This window comes from Sphingomonas sp. UYAg733, assembly GCF_054057355.1.
Genome location: NZ_JBSRZE010000001.1, coordinates 621,561 through 642,796 on the forward strand (window position 1 = coordinate 621,561; position 21,236 = coordinate 642,796).

16 protein-coding genes are annotated in these 21,236 nt (G+C 64.1%); 7 read left to right on the forward strand and 9 right to left on the reverse strand.

Translation table 11 applies throughout. The annotated features are described in order from the left end of the window. Positions 1 to 5 precede the first annotated feature (5 nt). Positions 6 to 905, forward strand: coding sequence for a helix-turn-helix transcriptional regulator (locus tag ACVWZA_RS03200; RefSeq protein WP_457309696.1), 900 nt, complete (start codon positions 6 to 8; stop codon positions 903 to 905). 63 nt (positions 906 to 968) lie between these two features. Further along, a complete protein-coding gene (locus tag ACVWZA_RS03205; RefSeq protein WP_457309698.1) occupies positions 969 to 1,841 on the forward strand; it encodes an NmrA family NAD(P)-binding protein in 873 nt (290 codons plus the stop codon). Between the two features lie 223 nt (positions 1,842 to 2,064). Here ACVWZA_RS03205 and ACVWZA_RS03210 read toward each other — a convergent pair whose 3' ends face one another. Beyond that, the gene (locus ACVWZA_RS03210) at positions 2,065 to 2,361 is read right to left on the reverse strand and encodes a winged helix-turn-helix transcriptional regulator (RefSeq protein WP_457309699.1); all 297 of its coding nucleotides are present in this window, start codon (positions 2,359 to 2,361) and stop codon (positions 2,065 to 2,067) included. Positions 2,362 to 2,596: 235 nt separating this feature from the next. Between ACVWZA_RS03210 and ACVWZA_RS03215 the strand changes: the two genes are divergently transcribed. Further along, entirely contained in the window at positions 2,597 to 3,517 is a 921-nt protein-coding gene (locus tag ACVWZA_RS03215; RefSeq protein WP_457309700.1) for a zinc-dependent alcohol dehydrogenase family protein, read from the forward strand. Positions 3,518 to 3,693: 176 nt separating this feature from the next. Here ACVWZA_RS03215 and ACVWZA_RS03220 read toward each other — a convergent pair whose 3' ends face one another. Beyond that, a complete protein-coding gene (locus tag ACVWZA_RS03220; protein ID WP_457309701.1) occupies positions 3,694 to 4,629 on the reverse strand; it encodes a LysR substrate-binding domain-containing protein in 936 nt (311 codons plus the stop codon). Between the two features lie 91 nt (positions 4,630 to 4,720). Here ACVWZA_RS03220 and ACVWZA_RS03225 point away from each other — a divergent pair, with 91 nt between their 5' ends. Beyond that, on the forward strand, positions 4,721 to 5,902 hold the full coding sequence (locus tag ACVWZA_RS03225; protein WP_457309702.1) for a DSD1 family PLP-dependent enzyme: 1,182 nt from the start codon (positions 4,721 to 4,723) through the stop codon (positions 5,900 to 5,902). Positions 5,903 to 5,914: 12 nt separating this feature from the next. Then, the gene (locus ACVWZA_RS03230; protein ID WP_457309703.1) at positions 5,915 to 6,322 is read left to right on the forward strand and encodes a RidA family protein; all 408 of its coding nucleotides are present in this window, start codon (positions 5,915 to 5,917) and stop codon (positions 6,320 to 6,322) included. Between the two features lie 10 nt (positions 6,323 to 6,332). Here the strand turns inward: ACVWZA_RS03230 and ACVWZA_RS03235 are convergent, their stop codons facing one another. The 7 genes from ACVWZA_RS03235 to ACVWZA_RS03265 form a co-directional block, all read right to left on the reverse strand. Further along, the gene (locus tag ACVWZA_RS03235) at positions 6,333 to 8,090 is read right to left on the reverse strand and encodes a peptide MFS transporter (RefSeq protein ID WP_457309704.1); all 1,758 of its coding nucleotides are present in this window, start codon (positions 8,088 to 8,090) and stop codon (positions 6,333 to 6,335) included. A gap of 16 nt (positions 8,091 to 8,106) precedes the next feature. Then, positions 8,107 to 8,886: an SDR family NAD(P)-dependent oxidoreductase gene (locus ACVWZA_RS03240; RefSeq protein ID WP_457309705.1), complete on the reverse strand. Its 780-nt coding sequence runs from the start codon at positions 8,884 to 8,886 to the stop codon at positions 8,107 to 8,109. Further along, the gene (locus tag ACVWZA_RS03245; protein ID WP_457309706.1) at positions 8,883 to 10,091 is read right to left on the reverse strand and encodes a glycine C-acetyltransferase; all 1,209 of its coding nucleotides are present in this window, start codon (positions 10,089 to 10,091) and stop codon (positions 8,883 to 8,885) included. Before ACVWZA_RS03245 ends, ACVWZA_RS03240 begins: the two co-directional genes overlap by 4 nt. 65 nt (positions 10,092 to 10,156) lie before the next feature. After that, positions 10,157 to 13,606: an alpha/beta fold hydrolase gene (locus tag ACVWZA_RS03250; RefSeq protein WP_457309707.1), complete on the reverse strand. Its 3,450-nt coding sequence runs from the start codon at positions 13,604 to 13,606 to the stop codon at positions 10,157 to 10,159. Positions 13,607 to 13,778: 172 nt separating this feature from the next. After that, positions 13,779 to 14,282 carry an Lrp/AsnC family transcriptional regulator gene (locus ACVWZA_RS03255; RefSeq protein ID WP_457309708.1) on the reverse strand — a complete coding sequence of 168 codons (504 nt, stop codon included), beginning with the start codon at positions 14,280 to 14,282 and terminating at the stop codon, positions 13,779 to 13,781. Between the two features lie 76 nt (positions 14,283 to 14,358). Next, entirely contained in the window at positions 14,359 to 15,735 is a 1,377-nt protein-coding gene (locus ACVWZA_RS03260; RefSeq protein WP_457309709.1) for an amidohydrolase, read from the reverse strand. A gap of 8 nt (positions 15,736 to 15,743) precedes the next feature. After that, positions 15,744 to 17,930 (reverse strand): TonB-dependent receptor, encoded by a 2,187-nt coding sequence (locus ACVWZA_RS03265; protein WP_457309710.1) that lies wholly within the window; start codon positions 17,928 to 17,930, stop codon positions 15,744 to 15,746. Positions 17,931 to 18,280: 350 nt separating this feature from the next. Here ACVWZA_RS03265 and ACVWZA_RS03270 point away from each other — a divergent pair, with 350 nt between their 5' ends. Together ACVWZA_RS03270 and ACVWZA_RS03275 are read left to right on the forward strand one after the other, a co-directional pair. After that, the gene (locus ACVWZA_RS03270) at positions 18,281 to 19,360 is read left to right on the forward strand and encodes a diaminopropionate ammonia-lyase (protein ID WP_457309711.1); all 1,080 of its coding nucleotides are present in this window, start codon (positions 18,281 to 18,283) and stop codon (positions 19,358 to 19,360) included. Beyond that, on the forward strand, positions 19,357 to 21,219 hold the full coding sequence (locus tag ACVWZA_RS03275) for an AMP-binding protein (RefSeq protein ID WP_457309712.1): 1,863 nt from the start codon (positions 19,357 to 19,359) through the stop codon (positions 21,217 to 21,219). The genes ACVWZA_RS03270 and ACVWZA_RS03275 overlap by 4 nt, the downstream gene beginning before the upstream one ends. Positions 21,220 to 21,236 lie beyond the last annotated feature (17 nt).

Here is a 21,236-nt window from a genome sequence, read left to right on the forward strand (position 1 = left end):
CGTTCATGTGTTCCAGGATCCACTGGCGCAATGACCCTTACCGACCATCTTCCACGTTGCCATGCCCCGGCCAAGCCGATCCGCGTCGGTCGCGCCGCAAACGCCAAACGCCGAAGGACGTCTCGCCCGCCCATTCCATTCCCGCACGCGCCCACCTGTGCAAGTCGACAGATCAGCTGGCCGATCCGGGAACGACCAATCACGTCGCTGGTTCGATCAAGGTGACGCGAGTATCCCGGCTTCTCGATCTGCTCGCGTTTCTGCGAGGACGCCGCCGCCCGACAACCGCGAGCGAGATGGCTGAAATCTTCGGCGTGTCGGAGCGGACGATCTATCGCGACTTGGCGACACTTGCCGCGCAGGGGATCGCGGCGGAAGGCATAGCAGGCGTCGGCTTCGTATTGAGCGAAGATACGTTTCTGCCGCCGATGATGCTCGACGCGGCCGAAGCAGACGCAATCGTGTTCGGCTTGCGCTACGCCATGCGGCGCGGCGATGCGGCGATGGTGGACGCGGCGCGCAGTGCCAAGTCAAAGGTCGAAGCGGTCCTGCCGGTGGAACTGCGACGAAAGGTGCAGCTGAATGGCCTTGCGGTAGCGCCACGCGGGCGTGACAGGTCGACGATAATCGAGTGTGTACGGCGAGCGCTCGATGCGGAACGCAAGCTGGCAATCACCTACCAGGACGCGTCCGGAGTGGTCAGCGAACGGCGCGTGTGGCCGCTCGTGCTGGGCTTTTTCGAGGAGGTCGAGGTACTTGTCGCCCATTGCGAACTGCGATCCTCCATCCGCAATTTTCGGCTCGACCGCATGATGTCCGCCGAGGGCACCAACGAGCGGTTGCCGGCACCGCGCAGAGTGCTCGTCGCAGAATGGCAACGAACCGAGCCAGGAGTGGACTTCTGATCCTCCTGACAGAAACTGTCGCGACCCTAGCCTAAAGAAAACAGGACCTTCGAGGAGATTATCATGTTCATCATCATGGGCGGAACAGGGCATGTAGGCTCAGTCGCGGCGCGCGATTTGCTGGCACTTGGTCAGAACGTGACGATCGTCACCCACGACCCGGCCAAGGCGGCCGAGATCGAGAAGCGCGGGGCGACCGCTGCAGTCGTCGATGTCCTCGACGTCAAGGCGCTCCGTGCGGTGCTCAAGCAAGGCAGGCGACTGTTCATGCTAAATCCCCCCGCGGCGCCGACGACCGACACCGATGTCGAAGAGCGCAAGACGGTCGCCGCGATGATCGAGGCCCTCGACGGTTCCGGCCTCGAGGCGATCGTCGCTGAGTCGACCTACGGAGCGCAGCCGGGCGAGCGGAAGGGCGATCTCAACACGCTTCATGCTATGGAGGCGGGGCTGGCCGAACAGCCGATCCCCCACGCGATCATCCGCGCCGCCTACTACATGAGCAACTGGGACATGGCACTTGCCACTGCACGGAATGAAGGCGTGGTGAACTCGATGTTTCCCGTCGAATTCGCGTTGCCGACGGTCGCGCCGCGGGACCTCGGCGCGGCCGCCGCAGAATTGCTCAGAAATCCGGAGCCATCGGGAACGATACGCTATGTCGAAGGCCCTCGGCGTTACAGTGCAGGGGACGTGGCTCGAGCCTTTTCAGCGAGCCTCGATCGCGAAGTCGTCGTCACGGTGGCGCCGCGCAACCATTGGGCCGCGCAGTTCAAGAAGCTGGGCTTTTCCGACGCGGCAGCTGATTCCTATGCCCGGATGACCGGGATTACGCTTGATGGCGATTACGACAGTCCCGACGCGCCGCAGCGTGGCACGACGACGTTGGAGAGCTATGTCGACGCCTTGGTCAAGGAGGCGGCCGCTTCAAGGTGAGCCTGAACCGCCTCACGTTGGTCGGCGGCGGTTGATTTAGGTCATGCCGCCGGCGCGCGCTGCTTCTCATGCCGGACGTGATGATAAATCGGGTCAGAGCAATAAACTGCGCAACCCTTCCTCAGACTAGAAGTCGCTTTTCGGGGATTTGCTTCACGGCGTCGGGTTTAGCGCCGTAGCAAGCGCGTCAGGAAACCGCTCGGTGCGGTAGGTAAGCTGCCCTTCATTCATGCGAGGCTGGCGCACCGCGCGCCTGAAAGGCCTCCCCCCATTCCCGGAGGCTGACCAGCAGCGGCTCGAGCGTCCGTCCAAAATGCGTCAGTTCATATTCCACTCGCGGCGGCACCTCGGGATAGACGATCCGCCGGATGACCCCGTCATCTTCGAGCTCGCGCAGCTGCAGCGTAATCATCCTCGGCGTCGCGTTAGGCGTCAGTCGACAAAGTGCGTTGAACCGCACGCGACCTTCAAGAAGGTGGAACACCAGCACCGGCTTCCAAAGCCCCCCGACCACGCTCATGGTCGCCTCGACAGCACATCCCGTCTTGGTCGCCCGGCGGCGTGGACCCCTCACACTATCATTCATGTGCGTACATGTCCTTTTTGTGCGTACTTACGCTAATTGCTATGAACGACTACGTCCACCCCGGAACAGCATAACCCGGAGAATCTTCATGCGTGCCTATCGTCTGAACGGAGCGAACCACCCACTCCAGCCGGTCGAGGAAGCCGATCCAACTCCCGGTCCCGGGCAGGTGCTGATCGGACTGAAGGCTGCAACGCTGAACTACCGGGACATGATCGTCCGCGAGGGGCGATACGGCGGCGAACTGCGCGCTGATCTGGTTCCGTTGTCGGATGGCGCAGGCGTCATTGCGGCCGTTGGTGACGGTGTATCTCCCCACCGCATCGGCGAACGCGTGGCCATCGGCTTCATGCCGAACTGGACCGAGGGGTCGTTCAGTGCTGCCAAGCAGGCCGGTGCACTCGGCGGCGGGTTCGTCGATGGCGTGCTGGCGGAGAAGATCGTCGTGTCGGCAAACGGCATAGCACAGCTGCCTGACGACTGGTCCTTTGCCGAGGGCGCGGCGTATCCTTGCGCCGGGGTTACGGCATGGAACTGTTTGTTCGGCGGTCGCGGCATTCGCCCTGGTGACACGGTGCTGGTGCAGGGCACCGGTGGCGTCTCGACCTTTGCCCTTCAGTTTGCGCACGCCGCCGGGGCACGAGTGATCGTGACATCCAAGTCCGATGCCAAGCTGGCTGAGGCCAAAGCGCTCGGGGCGGACGAGGGCATCAACTATCTGGAAACGCCAGATTGGGGTACCCGGGCTGCAGAAATCGCTGGCGGCGAAGGCATCGACCATATCGTCGAGGTAGGCGGCTCCGGCACACTCAACCAGGCGCTGCAGGCGGTCCGACCCGGTGGCGAGGTGGCGCTCGTCGGAGTGCTGACTGGCTTTGGTGGCGAAGTAAGCACGGGCGCAATCCTGATGAAGGCCATCAATCTGCGCGGCGTCTACGTCGGATCAGTCGCCGATCTGTCCATATCCCTTAGATCGGGCATTCGCCCGATCATCGACGAAGTGTTCCCATTTGAGGAAGCGGATGCGGCATTCGACCGGCTGCGCAGTGGGGCGCATCGGGGCAAGGTCGCGGTCAAGATTGCCGACTGAGGATTCCCAGCGCTGGGCGACCGAATTTTGTCACCCAGCGTTCGGACGGGCAGCAAAAGGACCCGGCCGTTTTCGCCTCTGCCGCTAGGCAAGGGGAAGGGCCCGCCTCATTCTGATCGTGCGCAATTCTGGCAGTCCGCTTCTTCATCATCATGGGTGCGCAGCCATCCCTCAGACTAGAAATCGCTTTTCGGGGATTTGCTCCACGGCGCCGGGTTCAGCGCCGTGGCAAGCGCATCAAGGAACCGCTCGGTGCGGTAGGCGCGAGACGCCCTTCTGGAACCGAGCAGTGCGACCACGGGTGCATCGGGCATTGCATAGTTCTTCAGCAGCTGAACGAGCCGCCCGCTCCGCAGATCGTCGATGACGTCCCATTCCGATCGCACGATGATCCCGCGCCCGGCCAGCGCCCAGCCATGGACGACCTCACCGTCGTTGCTCGCCAGTTGCGGCTGAATCCTGACGCGCTGCTCCGGACCACCATCGTTGGACAGGAAGCGCCACAGCGTCACGTCGTCGTCATTCTCGCGCAGCGCGATGCAGGCGTGCGCCCTGAGGTCCTTGGGACTCGTCGGTACTCCGTGCCGCTCGAGATAGGCCGGCGCAGCGCAGACCAAGCGCGCATTCCGGGCGAGGTTGCGCATGATCAGGTTCGGCGCCGCGCTGTGGGTCTCCCCGACGTGGATCGCCAAGTCCCATGCGCCTGCCGGCGCCACCCCGAGCCGGTCCGAAAGGGTCAGGTCGATCGTGACTTGCGGATAACGCTCCTGAAATGCCGCCGCGACCGGTGCCACGTAGCGGCGGCCAAACCCAAAAGGCGCGATGATGCGCAACAATCCGGCGACCTGTCCGCGCCGTTCGATCAACGCCTCGTCGAGTTCGCCGATCGCCTCGATCACCTCGCGCCCGCGCTCGACGAGCAGTTCGCCCTCGGCGGTCAGCGAGAGGAGTCGTCCGGTGCGATCGACTAGATGCGCGCCTGTCCTCTGCTCGAGAGCTCGCAATCGCTGCGTGACGGCGGGGGGCGAGACACCGAGCGTCCGAGCTGCAGCCGCCAGGGAACGTTCGGCCGCGACAACCGCGAAGAACCGGATATCCTCTGAGGTAAGCATTAAGGACGACCTTAATCGAAAACCCCGCGTGAGTTAATATCCCTCTCCGACAATCCATGCTCTCGTAGGTCCGCAACTAATCAGGCCGAACATGACAGCAACCTCACTCGCCATCGATGAAGAGCTACGGCGGGATGAGTGGACTCTGCATCGGCTGCCGACGCCCTGCCTGCTTCTCGACGAGACCAAGGTTCGGGCGAACGTTCGCCGGATGCGAAAGCATCTGGCTGGTCTCGGGGTGACGCTGCGTCCTCACCTCAAGACCGCGAAGTCGATCCATGTGGCGCGCATCGCCATGACGACCGCCGAGGGGCCGGCAATGGTCTCCACCTTGCGCGAGGCGGAATACTTCGCCCAGGGCGGCGTCCGCGATCTCATATACGGCGTCGGGATTGACCCGGCAAAGCTAGCGCGCGTCTCCTCGATCCGCGCCGGCGGCGTCGATCTCGCGGTTATCCTCGACAGCATCGAACAGGCGGAAGAGGTCGTGGCGCATATCCGGTCCAACGGGGATGCGATCCCGGTGCTTATTGAGCTCGACGCGGATGGCCACCGCTCCGGTGTCGAGCCGGGCGACGTGGACACGCTCCTGGCGATCGGTCGATGCCTGGATGAGGGCGGAGCCGCACTGCGCGGTGTGCTGGTCCACGCGGGGGGAAGCTATGCCCTCAGCGATCCAGCCGACCTGACCGCGGCGGCTGAGCAGGAACGGGCCGCCGCCGTGCACGCGGCCGATGCCCTGCGTGCTGCGGGCCTGCCCTGTCCGGTGGTGAGCGTCGGTTCGACGCCCACTGCGCGCTTCGCTCGCGACCTGACGGGCGTGACGGAAGTGCGGGCCGGCGTCTTCATGTTCGGCGACCTCTATCAGGCGGGTGTCGGAGCGGTCGACATGGGAGATATCGCGTTGTCGGTTCTTGCCACCGTGATCGGACATCAACGGGCCAAGGGCTGGATTCTGGTGGATGCCGGCTGGATGGCGTTGTCGCGCGACCGTGGCACCGTCAGACAGTCGGTCGATCAGGGATATGGAGTGGTCTGCGACCTATCGGGCGAGCCGTATCCCGACCTGTTGGTCGCCGACGCGAACCAGGAGCATGGCGTCATCGCGCTGCGCGCGGGTTCGCTGGCACCCTTGCCGGCACTTCCCATCGGCACCCGCGTGCGTATCCTTCCCAACCATGCCTGCGCGACCGGCGCGCAGCATGATCGCTATCACATCCTCGATGGCTTCGGCCGCGTAACCGCGGGCTGGCCCCGCATCAACGGCTGGTAAGGGAGTTCAGACATGACGAATTCGATCGAGCGCATCTCAACCACCGCCGCGCCCGCCGCCGCTGGGCACTATTCCCAAGCGGTCGCCTGGCGCGACCTGCTGTTCGTCTCAGGGCAGCTCGCGCCGCGCGCGGATGGATCGCATACCGCTGATCAACCCTTCGAGGTGCAGGCTCGCCAAGCGCTCGCCAACGTGGTTGGGATCCTCGAGGCGGCAGGAAGCTGCCCGGAGCAGGTCTTGCGCGTCACCGCCTACATCGTCGGCGTGGCCAACTGGCCCGTGTTCAACGGCGTCTACGCCGAAGTCTTCGGGGAGCACCGGCCCGCCCGCACAGTGGTGCCAGTCCCGGAACTCCATCACGGCTATCTGGTCGAAGTCGAGGCGATCGCCTTCCGGGGCTCGGCGACGATGCCGGATTGACGCCTGCGCCCTATGCCGCCGTTCCATGGCTTCCGCGTCCGTACCGACGATAGGCCAGCATCGCCAGACACAGGGTGCAGCCGATCGCCACGCTGACGAGTCCGACACGTGAGAACACCCTGACGTAGTTCGTCAGGGCCAGATGCGGGTCGGTGACCTGCCCAGCGATCGTATCTGCTGCGGTCAGCGTTGCGAGCTTAGCGCCCAGCCACTGCGCCCAGGATAGCGACAGATACCAGACCGCCAACATGGTGCCACCCAGTGCCGCCGGCGCAAGACGCGTCATTTGCGAAAGGCCGACCGGCGTCAGGCAAAGCTCGCCGACGGCTAGCAGGAGGTAGGTCGCGGTGAGGAACAGAAGCGGCACCCGCGACTCCGCATCGGCGAAGGGCGCACTGCAGCTCAGCACATAGAAGCCCGCACCAGCCAAGATCATCGCGATCCCAAACTTGACCAGCGGATCAGGCTCGGACCGCCGCCGGCCTAGCCAGGTCCACAGCGCCGCGAATGCGGGAGCCCCTATCAGCAGGAAAGCCCCGTTGATCGACTGGGTCTGGGCGGCGGTCATCGCACCGGCGACTCCCAGTCCGAGCTGCGTGTTGCGCTCGGCGAACTGATTCAGCGACGAGCCCGCCTGCTCGTTCAGGGTGAAGAACACAACGGCCGTCGACACCAGCGTCACAGCGAGTAGAATGCTCTGCCGCTCCTCCGCCGAGCAACGCCGTACCACGAACCACGCTATATAGACGATCATCGCCAGAGACCCGGCAGTAAGCACGGCCCCGACCATCGCATTGTGCTGCAATACGAACCAGACCAGCGCGACGATGACAATCGTCAGTCCGCACACCGCGACGTTGGTCCGAGGCGCCGCTTTTGGGGGTTCGGCGGAGCCTTGGCGGTCAGCGCCGAAGCTCGATCTCCCAAGATGGAAAGCGATCAGCCCAATGAACATGCCGAGCCCCGCGGCGCCAAAGCCGGCCCACCATCCAACCGTCTGACCAAGCCATCCGCACACGATCGCCGCCCAGAACGCGCCGAGGTTGATCCCGTAATAATAGAGCGTGAACCCTTGATCGCGGCGAGGGTCGTCGCGGGCGTAGAGTGAGCCAACCATAGCCGCGACGTTCGGCTTGAGAAGGCCGACGCCGACCGCTATGCAGGCGAGCGCGAGGAACAGCAGGGGCGCGGCGAAGTCATTCGCGGAGTGGGTCGATAGCGCGTATTCGCCTTTTGCCATTGTGCGCGGCAGCGTTGAATTCGGGGGCAGGCGGTCGATCTCCAATCCACCCGAGGGTGTCGCGCGGAGCGGATAGCGCGCGCTTTTTACGATGATCGATGCGCCGGCGCTCGGGCCGTCAGTCGAGCGTTCGATCGAATACTCGACGCCTCTATGAGTGATGATCTGCGTGGACGCCGGGCTCTCAATCGCCATGAGCGCATGGCCCGCGAGCAGTAGCGACGCGCCGAGCATGACAGTTTTGCGCAGCCCGAACAGTCGGTCGGCTACCATGCCGCCAACCAGCGGCAGGAGATATGCGAGCGAGGTGAACGCGCCATATTGACCCTGAGCCGTCACGTCGTCGAACAGGAAGTGTTGCGTGAGGTAGAAGATCAGCAACGCGCGCATGCCGTAGTAGGAAAACCGCTCCCACATTTCGAGGAAGAACAGCGTGGCGAGACCTTTCGGATGATGCCGCAGCTGGAGAGCCACTGGGATCGCCGTGACGACCGAGATCGCCAGTGAGCCTATCCAAATCAGGTCCATTGTTCAGGCACCTCCATTATTGCCGGTGCGCCATCACGCCGGCCGCGAGGAAGCCACCGTCGACCGCGAGCACATGCCCGGTGACGTACCTCGCGCCGTCCGACGCGAGGAACAGCGCGGCATGCGCGACCTCTTCCGGCGTTCCGTAGCGGTTGGCGGGGATTGACCTGGTGTAGTTCGCGCGCGTCTCGGGCGAATGCATGGCTGCCACCAGTTCGGTCTCGATCGCGCCGGGAGCGAGCGCGTTCACGGTGACGCCAAGTTCCGCGAGTTCGACGGCAAGAACGCGGGTCAGCATGATCACGCCGCCCTTCGCCGCCCCATAGGCGGCCCGTCCCGTCCCACCGGCGACGCCGGCGGTCGATGAGAGCAGGACGATCCGGCCATATCCGCCGACCGACATGACGCGACCGGCGGCGCGTGCGCAGTAGAACGAGCCCGATAGATCGATCGCGATGAGCCGATCCCATTCCGCGTCGCTGGTTTCGAGAAAGGGGCGCTCGATGCCGACTCCGGCAGAGTGAACCAATATGTGCAGCCCTCCCGCGCTTTCGCAGACATCCGCGATCAGCGCATCGCAGGACGCACTGTCGGCGACGTCTACGCGAAAGGACGCAGCGCTGCCGCCCGCGCCGAGTATCTCGTCGCGCGCCCGTTCCGCGGCGTCCGCGTCGAGATCGGCGATCGCCACCATTGCGCCGTTTAGCGCGAGCGCGAGCGCCGTGGCGCGCCCGATTCCGCTAGCGCCACCCGTCACGAGAGCGACCTTTCCCTCGAATCCGCTTCCCACCTTCATGATGCCATTTCCCTCGCGGCGACAAAGGCGGAAATCGCCTGCGTGACCTGATCTTCGCTATGTCCGGCGGAGAGCTGGACGCGGATCCTCGCCTCGCCGAGCGGGACCACCGGGTAGGCGAACGCCGTGGCGAAGACGCCGTTCGCGAAAAGCGCCTGGGCCATGGCGACCGCGACCGGCGCGTCGCGGAACATCACCGGCACGATCGGAGTGTCGCCGGGAAGCAGGTCGAAGCCGGCCTGCTCCATCCCCGCCCGAAAGGTGGTAGCGTTCCTCATCAACGTCTCGCGCCGCAAATCGCCTTCCGGACTTGATGCGATTTCGATGGCTGCGAGCGCGGAGCCGCAGGGGCCAGGGGCGAGAGCGTTCGAGAACAGATAGGGCCGCGCGCGTTGTCTGAGAGTGTCGATCACCGACCGGGGACCGGCGACCCAGCCGCCCATCGCGCCACCGAGCGTCTTCCCGAAGGTACCGCTCAGGATGTCGATGGACCCAGCGACACCTAGCAACGCCCCGCTGCCCCGGCCGCCCGGCCCGAGATGACCGGTCGCGTGGCAATCATCGACGAACATCAGGGCCTCGAACCTGTCGGCGATCTTCGCCATTTCGGCCAGGCGCGCGACATGCCCGTCCATTGAGAAGACCCCGTCCGTTGCGATCAGAACGGTGCGCGCGCCGGAGTCCCGCGCCGATTTCACCTGGCGCTCGAGATCGTCGAGGTCGCTTCGCGCATACCGGTAGCGCTTCGCCTTGCACAGGCGGATGCCGTCAATGATGCTGGCATGATTCAGCGCGTCGGAGACGATCGCGTCCTGCTCGTTCAGCAACGGCTCGAACACACCGCCATTGGCGTCGAAGCACGCCGCAAACAGAAGCGCATCCTCCTTTTCGACATAGCGGGCGATCGCTGCCTCAAGCTCCTCATGAATGGCCAGCGTGCCGCAAATGAAGCGTACCGACGCCGTACCTGAACCCCATCGCACGGTCGCTTCGCGCGCCGCCTCCATCACCCGGGGATCCGCCGCGAGTCCCAGATAGTCGTTGGCACAGATGTTCAGCAGATCTCTCTCGCCGTCCGCCGTGCGGACCCGGATCTCTGTTCCCTGCCGCGACGTCAGCACGCGGCTGGGCTTGAGCAGGCCGTCAAGCTCCATCGCCGCCAGATCCTCGGCCAGACCGCGATAGAAGCTGGCACGGCTGCGCATTGTTATCACCTCACGTTGCTGGGAACGCTCCACGTTCGACCCCGCGGCGTCACGGGTGCTTAAAATCAGCGTTTGGGAGTCGGGCAGGGGAAGTAGCGGCCTCGGCTGCCTCCAACCTTCAGGCGGGCGAGGTCAGCCGGCGATGGCTGACGCGACAGGATGTGCAGCGCCTTCTCCATCGCGGGGTCGATTCCCGAGCGACGAATCTCGTCCAGTTCGATCGGCACCAAGATGTCCGGCGGAACGCCGATGGTCTCGTACATCGTCCCGTCGGGCGCGCCGAAGACCTCGTTCGACAGCGTCATGCGCCATCCATTGGGCAGGAATTTCACAAGCGTGTCACTATGCACGCCAGCCGTCCGATCCCCGACGAGCACCACATTCGGAAAGTCCTTGATCATCATCGCCAGATTCTCACCAGAACTCCAGTTCATCGCGGAAATCAGAACGATGACGGGCCGGGTGAATGCATTGGGCCTGGGACGGATTTTCGTTGTCTGTGTCGGCGTGTAGCCCGTGCCGTCGCGAGCGCACTTGCTAAAGCCCGGCCGCTCCCTCGCTGCCAGCAGTCCGGCAAGCGCCAGTGCGACATCGTCATGGCCACCGTAGTTTATCCGCAGGTCCAGTATGATGGCCTTCTTGTCGGCCAGCGAGCCGAACGCCTGGTCCAGCTGGGCAATCGCCGCCGCCTTGTCCGGTTCGAGGTCGTCGGTCTCTGCATAGCCCGACTCCGCTGCGACCATAAGGTAACCGACGGTGCCGTTCAGCGCTGTGCCGATGGCGACGTTCGACGAGATTGGCCGGACGGAATTCCGATCCAGGTTGCGAGACCATGACGGCGTGAGATACTCTACCACCTGCCGTCTGAGAAACTCGCTGCGGGTGCCAACGGGCCGCTCTGCATATTCCGCATACCAGCGGTTGAGCAACTCGGTGAACCCGGCGTTGACGCGAAGTTTGCCGACTGAGAGGCTGACGTGGCGGTCCTGCAGCTGCCGGAACATCGCCCGGATGATCTCGATCAGCTCGGCATCGGTCGTGTTGGCATTGATCCGGGTGCGATACTCATCCCGGAGTGCGTGCCAATCCACCCCCCGTTGCGCGAAAAAGGCGTATTGTTCGTCAAACGTGTTCCAGAAGACGTCGAAGTTGTAGAGGGGGTCGGTGGCCTTCGGGGGCGTCGTCCGGCAAGCCGCGGGCAGTTGATCGATGCGATCGAAGTAGAGCTTGGTCAGGCCCCATGGTGCCTTGGTGAGCAGTCGGCGGCCATCCACGGTGGCGGACTTGCGGTCGAAAAGTGCGTCAGTGATGCCGGGTACCGGAGGCAGCTTCTGGCAACTCTCCTTCGTCACATTGTAAAGCGTGACCGTGCCGTTCGCCACTTCCCCGATCATGCCATACCCACGCGACCGCCAGATCCCGTCGACTGTCGGGGGGCCAGCAGCGACACCGCCGCTGCAGAACGCGATGCCGCAGACGGTCGCCCATTTCGCGATTTGCCGGAACCTCACTTCGGCGCCCCCCCCCGCCGGGGCGGGTCCGAAGATCTTGGTCAGGAACATCAGGATGGCCTCGTTCGTCGTGTCGATATTCTCCTTCTTGCCGAAGCCATGGCCTTCGTCGGTAGCGAGAATGTACCAGACGTCCGCGCCACGAGACCTGACGTTCTTAACGATCGTCTCGGCCTCGCTACGAGGGACACGCGGATCGTTCGCGCCTTGGACGACGAGCAGCGGCTTGTTCATCTTTGCGAGATTGTTCGCTGGGGCGATGCTCTCCAGATAGGCCCTGGTCGCCGGATCCCGCTCGTCGCCGTATTCGGCGCGGCGATGGTCCCGGCGGTACCCTTCGGTATTCTCAAGGAAGGTGACATAGTTCGATGGCCCGACGATATCGATACCGCCGGCCAGTCGGTCGCCATAATTGGACAGCGAGGCGAGCGTCATGAATCCACCGTAGGAGGCGCCCATCACGATGACTCTGCGGGAATCCAGCTCGGGCCTCGTCTTAATCCAGTCGAGCAAAGCCCCGATGTCCTTGATCGCGTCGCCGCGCTTCGTGCCGTTGTCGAGGCTAAGCCAAGTCTTGCCGTATCCGGTCGAGCCACGGACATTCGGAGTGATGACTGTGGCGCCTAGTTCAGCCGTCCAGAAGGCGATGTTTGGGTTGAAGGTCGGCCTCTCCTGGCTTTCCGGGCCGCCATGGATCCAGATGATGACTGGCGAGGGCGATGTCCTCGCCAAGGGCTTGTGCACGAACGCCGGGATCATCCGGCCATCGAAGGAGGGGAAGTGGACTAGTTCCGGGTCGGCGATCCGACTGATGTCGATCCCGCCCGTTTCGCTGTTGGTCCACTGGTCGAGCCTGCCCGTTCCAATATCCCACGACCAGACATCGCCCGGGGTCCGGGTCGATGTGAGGCCGATTGCCAGCCGCTGCCCGTCGGGGGAGAATTTCAGCGCGCGCAGAACGCCGGTCGGCAGCTTCGGCTGGACCTTGGTCCTGCGTCCCGCGAGGTCGGTCATGACGATCCTGCTGATTCCGTCCTCGTTCAGCGACATCGCCAGCCGATCCTCGGTTGGCGACAGGTCGAATGCCTCAACCTCCCATTTCAGGTCAGGAGCCGTGACTGTGGTCGTCCTGCCGGTCGCGATGTCGTAGCGCACGAGCCTGCGCACCTCTGCGTTTGCGTCGGACAGCATCAAGATCGACTTTCCGTCGCGCGTGAACTGCCCTCCGTAATAGAGCGCTGGTGCCGCGCCTGGGTTGAGCTCCCGCGTCGATCCGTCAGCGAGGCTCAGCAGGAATAGCCGGGTCGCCGCATTGGAGATCACCCGGCTGACGAGAAGCGTTCGCCCATCGGGCGAGAAGGAGACCGGTTCTAGTGCGCCGGCACCCTTTAGCGCGACCTTCCGGGTCCCAGGGGCCCCGGGCACCATCGTCATGATGTCGTAGTCACCCGAGCCGGGCTTGATCCGGCTCCACGCGACGGTCCTGCCGTCCCGTGAGAAGATGTAGAAGATCCTGCCGTCCTCATTGGCGGCGTTGCGCGTGTTCGGCTCGGTGAAGACCTGAGCCGGCGTGGTCAGGCCGGCATAGTATCCCTGATAATACTCGCCGCCGCCGACGTCGCGCGCGAAGATGAACTTGTCGTTGGAAAGAGGCTGCACTTGAACGCTCGACGGCCACTCGTTGCCGCCGATCGGCTCTTTGAAGAACGTTACCTGCGTTCTCGCGCCGCCGGGCACCTTCACGTGGTGGATTTGCGCCGTCTGGCCGAAGCGCGTGGTGATCAGCATCGACCCGTCGGCCATCCAGTCCTGGAAGGTGGCGGACCTGGCGTTCTCGTACCGCTCCAGCTTCGTCCTGACTTCCGGCGTCGTCTCGGGCACGTTCTGCAGCATGAGGCCGCCGACCTCACGCTTCGTTATGTCGGCGGCTGTCTGGGTGCTGCCTGCGGACGGCACGAGGATCGCCGCGGACAGCATCAGACATTTCCGAAATACATGCACCATCACCCACTCCCGACAATCGCCAACGTTCATGCTAGCGCTTCGGTGTGAGCGGAATCGCCAATTGTGACCCCCGTCGTGCGGGGTTTGATCGCACGTTGCCGAGCTTTCGAAGGAATTCCGCGCGTAGGCTCAGCGCCAGCTCAATAGCCCAAGGCATGGGGCAGTTGCCACTTCAGTCGATCCTTATGACCTCGGAAGCCTTGATGTCGAGCTGCCGCTTAACCGCATTCATCACGACCAGCGTCTCGAAGCGCCGGACGTTGCGGTTTTCGAAGAAGAAGTCCCGGGTGAACTGTTCGTACTCGGCCATGTCCTTGACGGAGACGACGATCACGAAGTCGGCTGCCCCGGTGACGTAATAGCATTGGAGAACGTTCGGCGTTCGCTTCATCGAGGTCTTGAGCGCGTCTATGAGATGATGCTGCTCACTCTCGAGCGAGACCAGCACGATCATCGTCATCTGGTTACCGAGCCGTTCAGGAGCGACGATTGACACATCGCCAACGATGACGCGCTTCTCGCGCAGCTTCTTCACACGTCTCAGACATGAGGCGGGCGAGAGATGAACCAGCGTTGCGAGTTCCTCGCTGGTTCGCTGGTTGTTCTCTTGTAGCAGATCGAGAATGCGAACGTCGAAGGCGTCCAGCCCGGTGCTTCCAGCCGTATCGGTTGTCATAGGATCCCCACGCCACGGCGCGCAATCTGCGAGCCTTTTCCGAGCTTAGTAGCGCAGTTCGGGAGCCGGCAAGCAATCAGCGCCTCAGCAGTTCCAGCGACACCGTGATCAACGCGGCGGATGCCGCTGCGAGACTCGGTCCGGCGACAGGCGCGAATTCGGGCGAGTGGTTGGAAGGCAGAATGGTGCCGGACTTTCGCGCTGACGCGACCACCGATGGATCAAGCCCGCCGACGAAAAAGTAGAACGATGGAACGCCCGCTGCCCCGTATAGCGCGAAATCGTCGCTCGCGGTCAGCGGCGGGATCTCGGCCGCGCGGTCACCGAACGCGTCCGTCAGCACCTTTGAGAGACGAGCGCTCAGCGCGCCTTCGTTGACGACTGACGGGAGTCCATCGTCGATCACGATTTCCGGCGCTGGAGCGGCCGACATCTCCGCGCTTGCCAAGGCGATACGCCTCACCCCGTCAGCCAGCAGTTTTCGCACCGCTGGATCATACGACCGCAGCGTCCCTCGCACGACGGCGTGATCGGGAATGATGTTGGGCGCAGTCCCGCCCTCGATCGCCCCTACCGTCGCCACCCCGAAGGCGCTCGGGTCTTTTTCGCGGCTGATCACGGTCTGGAGGTTGACCACGAAACGCGCGGCGATCACGATCGGGTCGATCGCCGATTGCGGGGCAGCTCCGTGTCCCCCCCGTCCCTTGAAGTCGATCCGGAAGGTGTCCGACGACGACATCATCGGGCCTGCGCGATAACCCACGCTGCCATAGGCGAAGGGTCCCACATGCAGTGCGAGGGCGAAGTCCGGGCGCTTGAAGCGAGTGAACAGCCCGTCCGCCAGCATCGCCCTGGCGCCACGATCACCCTCCTCGTCGGGTTGGGCCACGAACATCAGCGTCCCTCTCCACTGGTCCTTCAGCCGCAGCATCGCTTTGGCGGTCAGGAGCCAGGTCGCCATGTGGAGATCGTGCCCACAGCTGTGCGCGACGAATGTCTTGCGGCCGTTCCATGTAGTGGTGGCCCTGCTCGCATATGGCAGGCCGGTCTTCTCCTCGAGCGGCAGGGCATCCAGTTCGGTTCTCACCATCACGACGGGGCCCGCCCCATTTTCGTATAGCGCGACGAGACCTGTCCCGCCCACATTCTCGGTGACACGAAAGCCGAGCCGGCGCATCTCGCGGCTCAGCGTCGCCGCGGTCCGCCGTTCCTCGAAGCCAAGCTCGGGGTGCTGATGGATGTCCTCGTAGATACGGAGCGCGTCCTGCAGGTCGGCAGCGATCGCCGCCGCGATGGGCGCTGGCAGGTTGCGGGGCAGGCCGGGCAAGGCCTGGCCGGTCGCGGGGACCGCGGCCAGGAGCGCGAGGGCGATCATCAGGCTTCGCGTCCAACCCTTTGCAATGTGCGTCCCCCGCGTCATGCCGTCTTGTGCGATCAGCGGGGGCACGGTCATCGACATTGCTAGAACCTCACCCGCAGCTCGGCGCCGTATGTCCGAGGCTCGCCGAACTGAACACCGAACGCGAACGCGCCGAGGCTGGAGACCGCATCCTGCGTCTTGTAGAGCCGGTTAGTGAGATTGCGACCCCAGACGGCGATTTCCCATCGGTCGTTCGACGGCCCGAAGGCCAGCCGTCCGTCGACCAGTGCGACCTCCGGCAGGATGCCGCCGGGCAAGCCGGCGCCGAAGCTGCGGAAATTGTCGACGGTGCTAAAGGACTGCGCCTGATAAGTCGCCCCGACATGATAGCGCGCGACATATCGGGAGCCCACGGGATGGACGTAGTCGATCATTGCGGCCCCCTGCAGTTCAGGCGCGCGGACCAAGCTGTTGCCCTTCCCGTCGACGCCGCCGAAGACGCCGAATCCCTGGATGTCCTTGGTGAACTTGGCGTCCAGATAGGCTGCGTTGAGGCTGATCGTGAGGCCGCGGACGGGCCTTACCGCCATCTCGACCTCGATCCCCTTGGTGACCACTTCGGCCGCGTTGCCGATGCCAAGGCCGCCTCCGGGCAACAGCTGCTCGAACTGGAACTGGTTGTAGATCGTGTAGAAGGCAGCGACATTAATCACCACACGACCGCCCAGACTCTCGTTCTTGAAGCCCAGTTCGAAGTTGCGGGCCTTTTCCTTGCCGAACGAGATTTGGTTGGGATAGGTCGCCGGGTCCACGAAATCGACGTTGAAGCCGGGACTCTTATAGCCTTGCGCGTAGCGGAGGTAGATCAGCCGGTCGGGCGTCATCTTGTAGTTAAGCGTCACGGCCGGCGAGAAATCTTTGACCGAGATCGACTGGTTGGTCGGAGGAAGTCCGAACACCTCAGTCCAGTCGACCGACTTTCTGTCGAACGAGAAACGTGCGCCGACGTTGGCGCTCAGTCTGTCGGTGAATTTATAGGTCAGGTTGCCAAACAACGCCCATACCTCCGCTGTCGTCGTCGCTACGCTACGGCTCTGGGTGCCGGGAGCCTGCCCGATCAGGCCTCCATCTGCGCCGGCTTCGATGAATCGGGCGGTCCGCGCATTTGTGCGCGAGAAATATCCGCCGATCAGCCAGTCCAGTTTCCCGCCAGTGGGCGAGAGGATCTGAAGTTCCTGGCTGAACGTCCGGTATCGATCGGCATAACTCAACCGCTGGATGTCGAGATTGGTGAAGTCGGCGTCAAAGAAGGAGTTCGACTTCGTGTCGCGATAAGCGGTGATGCTCCGCGCGCGGATGCCGCCGCCCAAATCAAGCGTCGCATCGACCGCCCCGCCGAGATTGTCGCGGCGGTCGAGCGATGGCGTGTTGGCGTCGATCACGTTCGGCTTGGCGTTGAGGTAGACGAAGCCGAAGGCGCTGAGCTGGCCGTGATTGTCCGCCTCGCGTGCGCGCAGGCCGTCCACCGTCACGCCGATCTCGAACGCGTCACTGACCTGATAGCGCAGGCCACCGCGCCAAGAGACGACGTCGCGATTGTTTTCCTTCGTGCCGAGCCGGGTGTTCAGCACATATCCGTCGCGCTTGTTTCGGTTGAGCGACACGAACGCGGTCAGCCCATCGGTCAGTTCCCCGCTGACGCGCCCGGCAATCTGCAGGGCGCCGAAATTGCCGCCGCGCACCGAGAATTGGCCTGAGAGATCCTTGGTCGGAGGCTTGGTGATGATGTTGATCGCGCCGGCCACCGTGTTCTGGCCGAAGAACGTGCCCTGCGGGCCCCGCAGCACCTCGATCCGTGACACATCGACCAGTTCTTGATCGACCCCACCGCTCGTGCCCGAATAGACGCCGTCGATATACACGCCAACACGCGCATCGAAACCGATATTGGCGCTGCTCGCACCCACGCCGCGGATGCGCACCTCCTGCGTCTTGGTGTTGCCGTAGATCGTGACGTTCGGGACATATGCGGTGAGGTCGGACAGGCGCGTCGCGCCGACATTCTTTATCGTGTCCTCGCCGATCGCAGAGATAGCGGCGGGAATGTCCTGAAGCCGCTCGCTCCGCTTCTGGGCGGTCACGACGATGTCAGGGACATCACGGGGGTCGGTTTGATCCTGGGGCGCCGGTTCGGCCTTGCGGCCGTCCGACTGTGGCGCGGCGAACGCCGGTCCGCTGATCGCCGCGATCGCCGCCCCACAAGACAGTGCCCAGATTCTGCTCTTCATGTCAGCCTCCCCTATTTCCGTTATGATTATCTAGCGGTCATTGGGCACCCGAAAAGTTGACAGGGTTCGTCAATATGAGACGTCGCGGCGACGATTATTCGCAATCATCGAACAGCGCATGACTGATTTCGTCACGATGAGTTGCGAGAAATAACTGGCCGGAATATCACCCTGCCGACAGCAGCGGTTCGATCGCTGCCATTTCAGGCGTTCGGGGCGCAGGCGAAGAATTCCTGCATCTTACGACCGAATAATGCGGCGCAGACCAGCCGGATCGGCCGGGCTTCGACGAATTTCGCCACGTCCCAACTGTAGCTTCGCTGGTAATGCACATCAGCTGAGGCACCTTCATGGCATCGGAATGGAATCTGTGCGCGACGCGCGAAGGCTACTCGGAACGAGAGCGGCACGTCGTCTCGCTGGACAAGGCGGCGACCGCCCTAGACGAGATCAAGACCTGGCCCGGTTTCGTGCCCACCCCGCTCCGGTCGCTGCCCCAGATCGCGGCGGAACTTGGTCTCGCTGCGCTGCTCTACAAGGACGAATCGGCGCGGCTCGACCAAGGCAGTTTCAAGATCCTGGGAGGCGCCTACGCGGCCACGCTACGGCTCGCGCACGAGGATCCCGCGGTGCTTCATACGCTGTGCTGCGCGACCGACGGGAACCACGGCCGGTCGGTGGCCTATGCCGCGCGTCGGCACGGGTGCGATTGCGTCGTGTTCATGCACGAGCACGCGTCTTCGCAAAAAGCGGCGATCATCGAGTCACTGGGCGCCCGCGTCGTGCGCGTCGCCGGGACCTACGACGATTCCGTGCGTGTGGCCCAACAGGAGGCGGCTCTCAAAGGCTGGCTGCTCGTCTCGGATACGAGCGCCGACGAATTCGATCTGACGACCCGGCGCGTGATGCAGGGCTACGGCGTCATGGTCCTCGAGATCCTGGACCAGCTGGAGAACGAGGAGCCGCCCACGCACGTCTTCCTCCAAGGCGGGGTCGGCGGGCTCGCCGCAGGCGTCGCGGGGCTGCTCGCCGAGCAATTCGGCCAGCGCCGCCCGGCGATCGTCATCGTCGAGCCGGACTCCGCGGCGTGCCTACTGGAAAGCGCCCGGCTTGGGAGGCCGGCCAAGGTCGGGGGTGACTTGCTGACCGCGATGGAGATGCTGTCCACCGGCGAGGCATCGCCCGTGGCGTGGCCGATCCTGCAACGACGCGCCGAATTGTTCGTCACGATCCCGGACGGGGCCGCGCTCAAGGCCCGCGACCGGCTTTCTACGCGCGACAAGGGCGGTCCCGGACTTGACGTAGGGGTTTCGGGCGCTGCGGGCTTCGCCGGGCTTTGCGAGATCATGGAGGACCAGGACCTGGCCAAGAGGCTGGACCTCGGCAGGGGGTCGCGCGTCCTCGTGTTCGGTACCGAGGCGGCGGCGTGACGGATCAGATCGCGACGCTCGCCGACATCGAGCGGATCGAACGCCGACCGCTCGCCGAGCGCATGCCGTTCCACAGCACCTACGGCCTGCTGCTCAAGTCCGCAGCCGAGTTCGGCGCCAATCCCGCGATCATCCACCTGCCGAACGCCAGCGTCGACGACGCGGTCGTCCGGATAGATCACAATTGCCTGTTTGCACGGGTCACCCAGACCGCAAATCTCTTCACGACGCTGGGCATCGGCAAGGACGACGTCGTTTCCTACATGCTGCCCAGCCTACCACAGACGCATTACACGCTGTGGGGCGCGCAGGCCGCCGGTATCGCCAACCCGCTGAACCCTCTACTGTCCGTCGACCATCTCGCCGCGTTGATGAGCGCGTTGAACACGAAGTTGCTGGTGGTACCGGGGCCGGAAGGCGATCCGGGGCTGTGGCTGAAGGTCCAGGCGCTCGTCGACCGCGTGCCATCGCTGCGCGATCTCGTTGTGGTTGGAAGCGCACGCCCAAATATCGTCGAGGCCATTCCGTTCGACCTCGCGATCGCGCAGCAACCCGGCGATCGCCTGATCTCGGGCCGGGTGATCGAACCAGACGATGTGGCGGCGGCGTTCCACACCGGTGGAACCACCGGCGAGCCCAAGCTCGCACTGCATACGCATCTGAACGAAGCGCACGCAGCCTGGGCCGGCGGGCTTCTGGCCGGGTACCGGTCCGACGACATCATGCTCAACGGCATGCCGCTGTTCCATGTCGGCGGAACGATCATCTGCAGCCTGTCGGTCTTCGCGTTCGGCGGCGCGGTCGCGATCCTGACACCAACAGGGATGCGAAACCCTGAAGTCGCTCCGAACTATTGGAAGATCGTGGAGGCCCTTCGCGCGACCGTCGTCGGCGGCGTGCCGACCGCGATCGCAACCATTGCGGCGGTGGACGCGGAGGGATGCGACCTTTCGTCACTGCGCAGCGCGACGAGCGGTGCGGCTGGCCTTCCCGGCGGAGTCGCGGACGCGTTTCGGCGCACCAGTGGTCTACCGGTGAGGGAGATGCTCGGCATGACCGAAACGGGCGGAGTCCTTTCCGTCTCGCCGCGCCACGGGGTTCACCGACCGGGTAGTTCGGGGTTGCGACTGCCCTACGAACAAGTCGTCACGCGTCGCGCGTCTGCCGACGGTTCACTGACGACCGACTGCGAACCCGGCGACGTGGGCACGCTGCTGGTCAAAGGACCCAACGTCTTTCCGGGCTACCACAACCCGGCGCTGAACTCGGCCGCGTTCACGTCAGACGGATGGTTCATCACCGGCGATCTGGCGCGGATCGATCCCGAGGGACATCTCCATGTCGTCGGCCGATCCAAGGACGTCATCATTCGCAGTGGCCATAATATCGATCCGGCGCTGATCGAGAACGCCGCCCTGCAGCACCCGGCGATCCGGCTGGCCGCTGCCGTCGGGCAACCGGACCGCTATGCCGGTGAGGTGCCAGCCCTGTTCGTCGTTACGTCCCCCGACGGCGGATTGGCGCCGGACGCGATCCGCGAGTTCCTGGCCGAACGGGTTTCCGAGCGGCCGGCGCTTCCGCGAAACGTCTTCATCCTCGATGCGCTCCCGGTCACGGCGATCGGGAAGATCTTCAAGCCAGAGCTGCGGCGGATCGCCGCTCAAAGCACGCTGGAAGCCGAACTGGCACAGTATCTTGACGACGGCATGATCGACGCGCTCGACGTCGCGCTCGACGAGTCTGGCCGGCTGGCAGTGGTAGTGACAGTCGCCCCGCGGTGCCCGACCGCCATCGAGCAGAGCATAGCTGGGGTGTTGTCCGCCCATCTTTTCGAATCGCGGATCGAGCGGGGCCAATAGCCCCCTCGGCGTCGCGC